Genomic DNA, 12,270 nt, shown 5'->3' on the forward strand with positions numbered 1-12,270 from the left:
ATGCGAATTATGCTGTTTTCTCTACTGCTGGTATTGGCCGGCTGCTCCAGCCAACCCCAGGTAACCACTTACTTCTTGGGTAAAGCGCCGCAGGCAACTTCTGAAGCGAGAGTAAACCCCCCTCTACGCCAGTGCCAATGGCGCCTCGCCGGGGTGGAAATGGCCGACTTTCTGGCGGGCAATGGTTTGGTTTATCAGGTTTCAAACCATGAATTGGCTATCGCCCGTCAACATCTGTGGGCCGGTGATATCAGTGAGCAGATAAAGGTCAAGATGGCGTCTTTGTTGGCCCATGAATGCCCGCATGAGGCCTCGGTCGATATACCGGCGCAGCAGCCATTAACCCTGACTTTAGGTTTCAACGAGTTTCACGGACGATACAGCGGCGATGCTTTGATTGGGGGCGATTGGCGCATCAGTAACTCTTCCGGTGAACAAGTACTGCAGGCCGACTTTCATTATGACGTGCCCCTGGCTTCAGACGGATACCCTGCGCTGGTCGAGAGCCTCTCCCAGGGGCTTGAAAAGCTGGCGCGGGATATTAATGCCGGACTTGAGAGCCTGAATCTCACTAGCGAACAGAGTTTGGCCTCCACGCGCTAAAATACGGTTGAACGCGGCCAACTTGCTGACTAATGACAGAGGCTTGCTGATGGTTTTTGCCTAACGCTATTTGGCTGGCGGCATCAGCAGACTGCCGCTGTGTGGATAAGCATAAAAATGCCTGCAATTGATGCAGGCATTTTTATCATCCTTAAACCACCGCCTTTGGCGGTATTGAGGGTTTCGGTTTAAGGTTTCATCGCCCAGGCGCGGAATGACTTGCCTTTGAGCTTGCGTTCGCTCAGTAATTTGACCGCGGTATTGGCGCACTCGCTGCGCACCGCTACATAAGACCAGATATCCTGAATTTGTATTTTGCCCACATCGGCGCCGGTCAGGCGGTTGTCGGCTGTAATTGCGCCGAGAATATCCCCCGGGCGCAGTTTATGCTTCTTGCCGCCTTCAATGCGGATGCAGCGCATGGCCGCTCTTATCGGCGCAGAGGAAAAACTGCCGGGCTGTGGCAGTTCGCTCATGGTTTGCGGACCGAAAATATCCTCCAGCAGCGCCATTCGCATGCCATCCTTTGGGCCTACCAGGCTGATGGCCTGGCCCGAGGCACCGGCGCGGCCGGTACGACCGACCCTGTGCACATGCACTTCGGGATCGAATGCCAGTTGATAGTTGATCACCAGATCCAGGGCTTCGATATCCAGCCCCCTGGCGGCAACATCTGTGGCTACCAACACCACCACGCTCTTGAGGGCAAACTGCACCAGCGCCTGATCGCGCTCGCGCTGATCCAGATCGCCATGGAGTGCCCGCACGCTGAAGCCCTGCTGCTCCAGGCTATCGGCCAGCTCCTGGGTTTCTCTTTTGGTATTGCAAAATATCACGGCGCTCTCAGGCCTGTGGGCCAGTAGCAATGCTTCCACCGCTTGCAGCCTGGAGGTGGTGTCTGTCACTTCGATAAACTGCTGCGCTATGCTGAGTTGATCATGTTGCTGCTCCAACTTGATGCTGAGCGGCTTATCCATCATGGCGCGGGCCAATTCGGCAATCGGCTCCGGGAAGGTAGCGCTGAACAGCAAACTCTGGCGCTTGTCCGGCATATAGGCGCTTATCTGCTCCAGTGCATCGGCAAAGCCCATCTCCAACATGCGGTCGGCTTCATCCAACACAAGTTGCTGCAATTCGCCCAGATCCAGACGCCCCTTCTGTAGGTGGTCCAGTACCCGTCCCGGTGTGCCAACTATAATATGCGCGCCATGTTCCAGTGAGCCTATCTGTGGCCCCACAGGCACGCCGCCGCACAGGGTCAGGATCTTGATGTTGTGAATGCCGCGGGCAAAACGGCGCAGCTCCTTGGCCACCTGATCGGCCAGCTCCCGGGTGGGGCAGAGCACCAGGGACTGCACCCGAAAACGTTTCACATTGAGTCGATTCAACAGCCCAAGACCGAAGGCCGCCGTTTTGCCCGAGCCGGTTTTTGCCTGAGCCAGTACGTCGCGGCCCTCAATAATGGCCGGCAGGCTGGCGGCTTGAACCTGGGTCATGGCAGTGAAACCAAGATCGTTCAGGGTGGCCAGCAGCGCGGGTTTCAACGGCAGGCTAGAAAAGGGTAAATCACTCAAGCTGTGTCCTATGGGCTCGCAAATGGAGCAAAAATGGTAAAGGGGTATTGTAACAGGCGGGGATGGTTTTTAGGCAGACTAATCTTGCAGCATTGAAAAAGCCCACTCGGGTGGGCTTTCAATCTCAGGCTTGATTGAGCTTAGCGCTCATTTCTTTGCCGGGAGCCGCGCGCTTGTGAGTCGCGTTGCTGTGATGCCCGGCCCTGGTTATTGCGCTGCTGGCCTGAGCCGTTATTGCCCTTGCCGGTGCCTTGCGGCTTACTCTCTTGGGAGCGACCGCCCTGAGGCTTGGCGTTTGCGGGCCTGCGTCTTGCACTTGAACCCTCGGTCTTGGCACCCTGGGCCGGACGACGATGGCGGTTTTCAGCATTGGCCGGCTTGTTGCCATTACCTTTATCCAGGTTGCCGCTGCGCTGGCCATCCTGATGTCCCTCTTTGGGCTTTTTCGGCTTCTTGGGCTTTTTCGGGCCTATCTTGTTCGGGTTGAGCCGCGATTCCGGCAAGGCTTCCTGAGGTTCAAAGCCATTGACGATTTCACGCTCGATAGTCTTGCCGATAAGCTGCTCTATGTCTTTGAGTTGCTTGAATTCTTCCGCACTCACCAGAGACACTGCCTGACCACTGGCACCGGCGCGGCCGGTACGGCCGATGCGGTGCACATAGTCTTCGGCCACATTGGGCAGATCGAAGTTAACCACTTGCGGCAACTGATCTATATCCAGGCCGCGGGCGGCAATATCTGTGGCAACCAACACCTTAACCTTGCCACTCTTGAAATCGGCCAGTGCCTTGGTTCTGGCACCCTGGCTCTTGTTGCCGTGGATGGCCGCCGCGCCAATTCCTTTGCCATCCAGGTGCTTGGCCAGACGGTTGGCACCGTGTTTGGTGCGGGTAAACACCAGTACCTGTTGCCACTTGTACTCTTTGATAAGCGAGGTCAGCAGCGCCGATTTCTTTGACTTGTCTACCGGGTGCAACTTCTGGCTCACCCGCTCGGCGGTGCTATTGGCCGGAGCCACTGAGATCTCGGCGGGATCGTGCACCAAGCCCTTTGCCAGGCGGCGAATGTCGTCAGAGAAAGTGGCACTGAACATCAGGTTTTGCCGCTTGGCCGGCAGCAAAGCCAGAATTTTTTTGATGTCGTGAATAAAGCCCATATCCAGCATGCGGTCGGCCTCGTCCAGCACCAGCACTTCCAGCTGGCCGAACTTGACGGCATTTTGTTGGTACAGATCCAATAGGCGTCCAGGCGTGGCCACCAGAATATCGACCCCTTTTCTCAAGGTCTGCATCTGTGGGTTAATGGAAACACCGCCAAAGACCACAGAGCTACGCAGATCCAGATGCTTGCCATAGAGACTGACGCTTTCGGCCACCTGAGCGGCCAGCTCACGGGTGGGGGTCAGCACCAAAGCGCGGATATGGTTGCCCCGCGGACGAATACCACCATTGAGACGCTCCAGCAAAGGCAAGGTAAAGCCGGCGGTTTTGCCTGTCCCTGTCTGGGCGGCAGCCATCACATCCCGTCCCTGCAATACTGCGGGAATGGCCTGGGCTTGAATGGGGGATGGAGTGGAGTAACCTTGTTCGGCGACAGCGTTCAAAATCGGGGCCGACAGGCCCAGGGAGGCAAAACTCATGCAATCTTCTCAATTGACAGCGCGGAGCTGAGATATGGGAGCCGCAATGCACAGCGTTGCGGCGAAGGCGGCAAGCTTACAGCATTTGCGGCTAAAGTGCTAATTGCAGCCAACTTGAACCCTTTTATTTTACGCTTGTCTTAACTTTTACTGTTGCAAAGCAGCCGCTTAACCTATCTTGGAAAAGCAAGAGCCAAATTCAGGCCTCGACTCGGTGAGGTGTATGGGGGCATTAGAGCATATACAGGCGCAGGCCCTGCATCGCAGGGAGCATGCCCTGAGCGTGATCAAGAATGTGCAGTCGATGTCCGCCATCGACACGGCACGGCTCTCTCTCGGGCTGAATATGCTGGCTCAACATGGCCGTATCGCCTTTCATTTCCACCCGGACAGAATCGACTCCCGCGGCTGGCCTGTGTTGGCCGGTATGCTGGCCGATGGTATTTACAAGACCCAGTTTGAAACCCGGGTATCCAACGGCAAACTCTCGCCTCAGGTCGGTGGTCCGCGAGATCATTGGGAAAATCAGCTGTTCGGTGACTGTTATCGCGGCGCCAGAGGGCGCCCCAAATACGGCGCCCTGGATTTGGGCATGCATCAAAACGGCCCTTCGGCTCGTTTCGGCAGTTGTTATCTGTTGTCATCTCCTGCGTTGCTGCATCGCTGCACATTCAGCTATCTGGACTCCTGCCGAGAGCCCAGGGAAAAAGGCACTGCGGCCTGCTTTGAAGATATTTTTGCCGCACTGTTCAACGAGTGCTTTGAACGTAGTTCGGCATTGGGCGTAGGTCAGTTGCGCCCGGCGGCCTTGGTCGATTATCTGGTTGATGCCTTGCCTTTGGGGGTGGCAGCCAGGTTTGAGCGCCCCATGAGCGGTGACCTGGATCATTACATTGAGGCTCAATGCCATGGTGAGCTGGTGATAGCTGAAGACCTGACTCACTTGGTGGCCGATCCGGCATTCAAAGGCACAGAGATGGAGATTCTGATGCAGCGCTTGTGTGACAAGTACCGACTGCAGTTGTGTTGGCATCAGGGTTATCAAATGCCGGTTGATGAGGTGCCGCCGGACTTTCGCGGCGCCGCCATGCCCAAGCTCGCCGCCTTGGTGGCACCGGATGGTCTGCTCGATGCCCGTCTGATAGGGGAAGCGGCGCTGGCACTGCACAAAGATCCGCAGCAGTGGCGCATGCTTGGCAATGAAACCGAGCTCAAGCAGCAGCTCAAGTTGCTGTGGCATGTGCTGGTGCGTTTTGGTCACAGCCACTGAGGGCACTCCATCTCTGGTCGGTCGTCTCGATTGAGCGGGGATTAGCCGTGAGTATGCACTGTGTGCTCACAGCGGTAGCTGCGCCATCGAAGCGAACTTCTAAACATTAAGTAGATTGTGGGGATGGCGTTAACCTGGGGTTAATCTGCTTGGCTTATGGTGCGTTTTTTTGATCTGGCGCAAATTTTGTGAGTCCGGTAACAGTTCCTGGGCAACGGGTTTCTTCCCTTGGCAATGCCTGCGATACTGCTTGCCTACCGAACGATTCGCCTTAGGTCAAGCTATTACAATGCTGCTTTGGCAGCAATAGCGTCATTAGCTGATTTTGCAGTAGGATCCCATGGACAAATCCTTAGAGAAACAACTCGGTCGCTGGCTCAAAGCGCAACAATCTGCCTGTGGCCCCTTCCTTAAACTCTCAGTGTTGTTGGGCGTGCTCAACGGCTTGGCGCTGGTGGGCCAGGCCTGGGTGCTGGCCACTGTGCTGCAGGGGCTGATCATCGACGAGCTTGATAGGCAGGCATTTATTCCGCATATGTTGGTCTTTGCGACTCTGGTGTTGCTGCGAGCAGTTATCGCTTGGCTCAGAGAGCGGGTCAGCTTCGAGGCCGGCAGACGCCTCAGAGAGCAGATGCGCGCCGCCGTGCTCAATAAACTTGAACGCCTGGGGCCGGCCTTTGTCAATGGCAAGCCTGTCGGCAGCTGGGCCAGTATAGTGCTGGAACAGATAGAAGATTTGCAGGATTTCTATGGCCGTTACCTGCCGCAGATGAGCCTGGCGGCCTTTATTCCGCTGATCATCTTGGTATGTGTGTTCCCCATCAACTGGGCCGGTGGCCTGATTTTGCTCGGCACCGCTCCCCTTATTCCACTGTTTATGGTCTTGGTCGGCATGGGTGCCGCCGATGCCAACCGCAAGCATTTCGGTGCGCTGCAGCAATTGAGTGGCCACTTTATGGATCGCCTCAAGGCTTTGCCGACACTCAAGCTTTTCTATCGCGCCGAAGCGGAGCAGCGCGCCATAGGCAAGGCCTCGGAAGATTTTCGTGAGCGTACCATGGCAGTGCTCAGAATGGCGTTTCTCAGCTCCGCCGTGCTGGAGTTCTTCGCCGCGGTATCCATCGCCATTTTGGCGGTATATTTCGGCTTCAGTTATCTGGGGCACCTGGACTTTGGTCATTACGGCATGGGTATCAGCCTGTTTACCGGGATGTTTGTGCTGATTCTTGCACCTGAGTTTTATCAGCCGCTGCGCGACATGGGCACTCACTACCATGCCAAGGCCCAGGCGGTGGGCGCTGCCGAATCCTTGATGGCACTGCTGGAGTTGCCTGAGCCGCTCAAGCGTGGCGAACAGCCCCTCCCCGGTGAGAGCATTGAACTGCAGGCCCGGGATCTCAAGGTATTGAGCATAGACGGCGTGCCTTTACTGGGGCCGTTGAGTTTTAGCTTAGCGGCGGGCGAGAAGCTGGCCTTGGTGGGCCCGAGTGGCGCCGGTAAAACCAGCTTGCTCAACGCTCTGCTGGGGTTTCTGCCCTATGAGGGCAGCTTAAAGCTCAATGGTATTGAACTGGCCGAGCTGGATCCTGCCGCCTGTCGCAGCCGTATCGCCTGGCTTGGCCAGAATCCGCAGCTGTTTCACGGCTCTATCGCCGATAATCTGCGTCTCGGCCAGCCCGAACTGACCGAGGCGCAATTGTGGGATTATCTGCAACAGGCCAAGGTGGCCGACTATGTTCGCGCCTTGCCGGATGGGCTGGCACACCAATTGGATGAATACAGCGGTGGCCTGTCTGTGGGTCAAGCGCAGCGGCTGGCGTTGGCCCGTGCCCTTGGGCGTCAGGCGCAGCTGTTTGTGCTCGATGAGCCCAGCGCCAGCCTCGACAGCCAGAGTGAACAATTGGTGCTTAGCGCGCTGTGGCAGACGATGGCTGGCAAGAGCTGCCTTATGGTGACCCACAGATTGGATCAACTGGATCGGATGGACAGAGTTCTGGTGCTGGATCAGGGAAAACTGGTGCAGCAGGGCACCTTTGCCGAACTCAAAGCGCAGCCGGGCTTACTGGCACAGATGCTGGATGAGCTGCCGCTGGCGGTTTCCCTCGATGATGCGCCAAAGGCATCGGCGCCGCCGATTGCCGCGAGTGCTGAGGCGGAAGCTGTGCCCGAGTTAAAGTCAGAATCAAAACCAGAGTCAAAGTCAGAGTCAGGGGAGGAGCGTTGAGATGAAGCTGTTACTGCCCTTTATCCGGCTGTTCCGCCGCCAGTCTTTGATGATGTTTGTCGGCTTGTTGCTGACAGTCACGACTCTAATGGCCGGTATTGGCCTGCTGTCGCTCTCCGGTTGGTTCTTATCTGCTACCGCAGTGGCCGGTCTGGCTTTGGTGACGGCGGAAGCCTTCAACTACTTTACTCCGGCGGGCGGGGTGCGTTTCCTCTCCATTGCCCGCACGGCAAGCCGCTACGGTGAAAGGCTGGCTACCCATGAGGCAACCTTCAGGATCCTGACCGATCTCAGGTTGTGGGCCTGGCGCTCTTTGCTGCCTTTGAGTGAACGTAATCTATCCGGGATGCGCCGCGGCGATCTGCTCAACCGTTTGGTGGCCGATATCGACACGCTGGATCACCTGTATCTGAGGTTGTTGACGCCGCTGACGGCCTTCTTGCTGATGCTGCTGGCATTGACCACCTTTATTGGTTGGTTTGATCTCAACTTGGCTATCCTGCTTTGTACTGGCCTCTTGCTCAGTTGGTTGTTGTTGCCGAGTGTGTTTTATCTGCTTGGCAGGCAGCCCGGGCGCGAGTTGATTGAAGCGCGGCGCAGCTACCGGGTACGGCTGCTGGAGTGGTTGTCCGGCCAGGCAGAGCTGAGTTTGTTTTCCGATGCCAAAGGCGGCGCTGCTCAAAGCTTTCGGGCGGAACTCGACCGCGCCGAGCAGAGCTGGTTTGCCAGTCAGAAGGCGATGGCGGCGATCACCGGCCTGAGCCAGGCAATGTTGATCCTCTGTCACGGCTTGTTGGTGTTGCTGTTGCTCTGGTTTGCCGCCGCTGGTGTTGGGCCGGCCGTGCCTCCCGGGCCTTTGCTGGCCATGGTCTTGTTTGCCACTCTGGCCTGTATCGAGATGATGATGCCGCTGGCCGGCGCCTTTCAACATCTGTCTTCTGTGCTCTTGGCCGCCAAGCGGGTGTCCGAGTTGACAGAGCAGCGCTCCGACATTGAATTTCCTGCCGTCTCGGCAACCGTGCCCAAGAGCGGCGCCCTTATCATCAAAGATCTGCATTTCGGTTACACGGACACCCAGCCAGTGCTGCAAGGCTTGTCGCTGCAGGTCTCGGCGGGCAGCAAGGTGGCGCTCCTGGGTAAAACCGGCTCGGGTAAGTCCAGTCTGCTGGCCTTGATAACCCGTCAGTGGCAGCCGCAGCAGGGGGAGATATTGCTGGGCGGCGTACCTGTGGCCTCTCTGGATGAAAAGACCTTGCGGGCTTCCATGACAGTAGTCAGTCAGCGGGTACAATTGCTCAGCGCCAGTCTCAGAGATAACCTGCAGCTGGCCTTGCCGGAAAAAGTCACCGATGACACGCTAGCCGAGGTGCTGCGCCAGGTTGGGCTGGAGGGGCTGCTTGACGGCGAGGGGCTCAATGCCTGGATAGGTGAGGGCGGGCGTCAGCTATCCGGTGGCGAGCAGCGCCGGATCGGCGTGGCTCGGGCGCTGCTGCGGGATGCGCCGCTGCTGCTGCTTGATGAACCCACCGAGGGGCTTGATCGGCGCACCGAACAGGAGATCCTCAAGTTGCTGTTGCAGTTTGCCAAAGATAAGACGCTGGTGATGATAAGCCATCGCTTAACCGGTATGGCGCAGATGGATGCCATTCACCTGTTGGATGAAGGCAAGATAGTGGCCAGCGGCAGCCATGAGCAACTGCTGCAGGAGTCGACCGCCTACAGCGCCCTGTATCAGAGGTTACACTGAGCCCCAGAGGTTCAAAAAGAGACTCAAGAAGAGGCTCAAGAAGATACTCAAAAAGAGGCTCAAGTTAGACTTATTCAAAGGGATGCTCAGCATCCCTTTTTCTTTTAAAAGCGCTAAATTCTCGCCTGGATCACAGATCCCATACGGGTTCAAAGTCAGAATAGAGTTATTGGCATATGCCAATAACTAATAAGGATACTCCCATGCCCAGACCCAGAAAATGCCGCCGCCTGCAGCATGGCACGCCCTGCCGCTTCTACAAACCCAACGGCATTCCGGCCTCAGCCCTGGAGGCAGTCGCCTTAGCGGCCGATGAGTTTGAGGCCCTGGCGTTGGCCGACTTTCGCGGTCTGGCGCAACAAGAGGCCGCCGAGCAGATGGGGATATCCAGGCAGACCTTTGGCAACTTGATTAAGCAGGCACGCCATAAACTGGCCAAGGCCCTGATAGAGGGGCAGATGCTGGAGTTGCCCCACACTGAGGAACAGAGATGATAGTGATACCCATGAGCCGGGGCCGCTTGGCCGGGCATTTTACCAAGGCCAAAGAGCTGGCCTTTTATGATAACGAGCACAACCACTGTTTTACCCTGGATAATCCGGCAGCCGCAGGCGGCAATTGCGCCGCCAAAAAGGCGATGCTGCAACTTATCAAGGACAAAGGCGGCCGCATTGTGTTGGTGGATCAAATCGGCGAGCGAATGTTGGGTAAGCTGCTCGATGGTGGCATCAGCGTTTGTCGGCCCGGCAAAGAGAGCAGCGATATCGCGGCTTTGCTGGTTGCGGCCAGTGATATTCAGTTACGGCTGACCAGTGCTGCGGCCGGACGCCCATCACTCAAGCATCAAGCCAAAGGCGGTTGTGGTGGCGGCTGTGGTTGCCATGGTCATGATCATGACTCTGCAGCTGGCTGTGGGAGCAAAGGTTGCGGAGGGCATAACCAGGCAAAATCCTCGCTTAAACCTGTCAGCACAAGTCAGCAGAAATTGAGCTATGGTGGTTTCAGGCCGTTGTAATGGGCTCTGCTAATGAAAAACGCCGATCAGATGGATCGGCGTTTTGTTATCTTCAGCAATTTGGCACTAATTAGTCATCGAGACGGCACTGACTCAAGAGTTGTGAGTTGAATTGGCATTCGAGCTCAACCCACTTACCGATATGAGGATTAAGGCTGTCATCACTGGCCTTATAGCCCCAGAGGCTGGCGCCTTGGCCATCATCGTTGACCAGACCTTCAAGCTCAATACCCGCTTCCTGAAGTTCCGGTTCGATTTCCATCACCAGGAATTGGCCATTTTGTTCTGAGCCTTCAACCTGTACCCAGGTGCCATTGAGGCTAACCTCAGTCAAACCTTCATCAAAACGGGTCTGAGGTGTGAGTGTCAGTGTTATGCCATTGATACTGAATTCATTGGCTTGATACACCGCCTTACCTTCAACTTCAAAGCTGTGGCTGCCCAGTACGGGGGGGTGACTCTGTTTTTCAAAGTCAATCTCGGTGGCCTTCAGCTCTTGGGTATCTTCCTGCCACAGCCCCTCAACATCAACGAGTGCGCCAGGTTGCAACTGTGCCAGTTTGCCATCTTTGAACGCTGTATTGCTATCCAGAGTGACCTGCCATTGTTGATTCAACGTGAAGCGAGTCTTGAGATCGTTAACCCAAGTCACCTGACCTTCCAACTCAACTTCGCTGTCATTATCCACATCCGGAGCTGAATCCACTTCCAATTCGGAGGCCAACAGAACCTCGCCTTGATATTGACCTTCAACCTCCACCCAGGCGCCGTTGGCCAGAGTCCCCTCTACCTGAGCGGCGTTGGCACCATAATCTACCTGTATGCTACCTAGATAGAATTGTTTCAGGTGAGTGTCCAGCTTGCTTATCCGGCCTTCAACTTCCATTTCCTGACGGTCGTTGTCGATGGCAAAGTAAGTTGCTTTGAGTTGATTATCACCCAAGTTATATCCACTGATCTCGACTATATCTCCGGCTTTTATCTTGCCGAAGTCCTGTCCAGTTACCTGGTAACCGGCGACCATCAGCTGCTCGCCATTGATAGCAGTCACAGGGGAAACCAACACGGGGTCATAGCTGACTTCTGTCGCGCTGCGACCATCGGTCTTAATGCTCAGCAACATGCCGGGTTTCAGCTCGGCAATGTTAGCCTTGGTTTTATTGATCTCAATACGAGCCTGTGCTGCTGGGATCGTTAGATCGTTGACTATAAGTGTATCGGTATCAACCGTTTTCAGAGTACCTTGAATCGTCTTGGCTAAATTGGTTATCGGTGGCTGTGGATTGCCTTGTTCATTGGAGTCAGAACCTCCACAGGCACTCAGTCCTGCAACGAGGGGGATGAGCCAGATGCTTCTTTGCATTTTATTCTCCTTGGAGTTCGGGGGATTTTGAAAACGGCGGCAGAATAAACAACTACAGATGAGGTCAAGATGAGGGCGGAATTAAAGTTTGTTAATAATAAGGTTGGGCCGTTAATTAAGAACGGGTGACTGTAAAAATACTCGGGTAAAACTACTTTTTTATGAAGCTGTTATGGGATATCACCTTTGCACTGAAGGCGATGAACTGACAAATTGAGACTCGTCGCAAAGGGAGATTTTTCTGAGCCTGGGCTTGGCATGATATCTTGCCAAAAACAACTGAATAGTTAAAAAAGAGAAGAAGTTACTACTTGGCGATAGATACTTTTATGGCTAGAGTTACTCGATAAGTGAAAGTGCTTTGACAATGACGTCCACTATCTATCAGGAAGATACTATGAACCCCACCAAAGAAAGCTCCTTGGATCTGGAAGTGATCAGTTTGCTGGAAGACAAACAAAAGATTCTTGCAATTAAACACCTGCGTAAAAGTGAGAATTTGAGCCTAAAAGAGGCCAAAAGGAAGGTGGAAGACTATTTGCAGGGGCACCCGGAATTGGAGTTGAGCGACAGGGATCCAGGCAGCGGCAGTGCCATTGTCTGGATAGTGCTGCTGGCATTGGCCGTGGCCTTGATTGTATCGACCCAGCTTTAATTTTTGAAAGATCTATATTTTCAAGCAGTAAAACTCGGTTGTTTTTGAGCTTTATTCATTTTTAAGTGAAGAGAATTGAATATTTCTAATTCTCTTTGCATCTTTTGCCATTTTTGACTAATTGTTGAGCCTGAAACGAGAAAACTCAAGGAAGCAACAGGGTTGATTGTGGTACCTTT

The 12,270-nt window shown here is 55.0% G+C and carries 10 protein-coding genes; 7 read left to right on the top strand and 3 right to left on the bottom strand.

Going from position 1 to position 12,270, the window contains the following annotated elements:
• Nucleotides 1-603, top strand: a complete 603-nt coding sequence (locus tag CBE72_RS04475) for a PqiC family protein (protein WP_100142488.1) — start codon at nucleotides 1-3, stop codon at nucleotides 601-603.
• A gap of 188 nt (nucleotides 604-791) precedes the next feature.
• Here the strand turns inward: CBE72_RS04475 and dbpA are convergent, their stop codons facing one another.
• Together dbpA and CBE72_RS04485 are read right to left on the bottom strand one after the other, a co-directional pair.
• Nucleotides 792-2,177: an ATP-dependent RNA helicase DbpA gene (dbpA, locus tag CBE72_RS04480; protein ID WP_100142489.1), complete on the bottom strand. Its 1,386-nt coding sequence runs from the start codon at nucleotides 2,175-2,177 to the stop codon at nucleotides 792-794.
• A gap of 140 nt (nucleotides 2,178-2,317) precedes the next feature.
• Complete coding sequence (locus tag CBE72_RS04485; protein ID WP_028780520.1) at nucleotides 2,318-3,817, bottom strand: DEAD/DEAH box helicase; 1,500 nt, start codon at nucleotides 3,815-3,817, stop codon at nucleotides 2,318-2,320.
• Between the two features lie 223 nt (nucleotides 3,818-4,040).
• Between CBE72_RS04485 and CBE72_RS04490 the strand changes: the two genes are divergently transcribed.
• The 5 genes from CBE72_RS04490 to CBE72_RS04510 all read left to right on the top strand — a co-directional run bounded on the left by CBE72_RS04490 (nucleotide 4,041) and on the right by CBE72_RS04510 (nucleotide 10,073).
• Nucleotides 4,041-5,087 (top strand): DUF3626 domain-containing protein, encoded by a 1,047-nt coding sequence (locus CBE72_RS04490; RefSeq protein WP_100142490.1) that lies wholly within the window; start codon nucleotides 4,041-4,043, stop codon nucleotides 5,085-5,087.
• A gap of 340 nt (nucleotides 5,088-5,427) precedes the next feature.
• Nucleotides 5,428-7,311, top strand: coding sequence for a heme ABC transporter permease/ATP-binding protein CydD (gene cydD / locus CBE72_RS04495; RefSeq protein ID WP_100142491.1), 1,884 nt, complete (start codon nucleotides 5,428-5,430; stop codon nucleotides 7,309-7,311).
• A gap of 1 nt (nucleotide 7,312) precedes the next feature.
• Nucleotides 7,313-9,058 (top strand): heme ABC transporter ATP-binding protein/permease CydC, encoded by a 1,746-nt coding sequence (gene cydC, locus CBE72_RS04500; RefSeq protein WP_100142492.1) that lies wholly within the window; start codon nucleotides 7,313-7,315, stop codon nucleotides 9,056-9,058.
• A gap of 203 nt (nucleotides 9,059-9,261) precedes the next feature.
• Nucleotides 9,262-9,552: a DUF134 domain-containing protein gene (locus CBE72_RS04505; protein ID WP_025888568.1), complete on the top strand. Its 291-nt coding sequence runs from the start codon at nucleotides 9,262-9,264 to the stop codon at nucleotides 9,550-9,552.
• On the top strand, nucleotides 9,549-10,073 hold the full coding sequence (locus tag CBE72_RS04510; RefSeq protein WP_100142493.1) for a NifB/NifX family molybdenum-iron cluster-binding protein: 525 nt from the start codon (nucleotides 9,549-9,551) through the stop codon (nucleotides 10,071-10,073). The genes CBE72_RS04505 and CBE72_RS04510 overlap by 4 nt, the downstream gene beginning before the upstream one ends.
• Nucleotides 10,074-10,143: 70 nt before the next feature.
• Here the strand turns inward: CBE72_RS04510 and CBE72_RS04515 are convergent, their stop codons facing one another.
• Nucleotides 10,144-11,436: a DUF5666 domain-containing protein gene (locus tag CBE72_RS04515; protein WP_100142494.1), complete on the bottom strand. Its 1,293-nt coding sequence runs from the start codon at nucleotides 11,434-11,436 to the stop codon at nucleotides 10,144-10,146.
• A gap of 397 nt (nucleotides 11,437-11,833) precedes the next feature.
• Between CBE72_RS04515 and CBE72_RS04520 the strand changes: the two genes are divergently transcribed.
• Nucleotides 11,834-12,091, top strand: coding sequence for a hypothetical protein (locus CBE72_RS04520; protein ID WP_100142495.1), 258 nt, complete (start codon nucleotides 11,834-11,836; stop codon nucleotides 12,089-12,091).
• The last annotated feature ends 179 nt before the right edge of the window (nucleotides 12,092-12,270 follow it).

Origin of the sequence: Shewanella carassii, assembly GCF_002777975.1 — a bacterium.
Classification (GTDB): Bacteria; Pseudomonadota; Gammaproteobacteria; order Enterobacterales; family Shewanellaceae; genus Shewanella; species Shewanella carassii.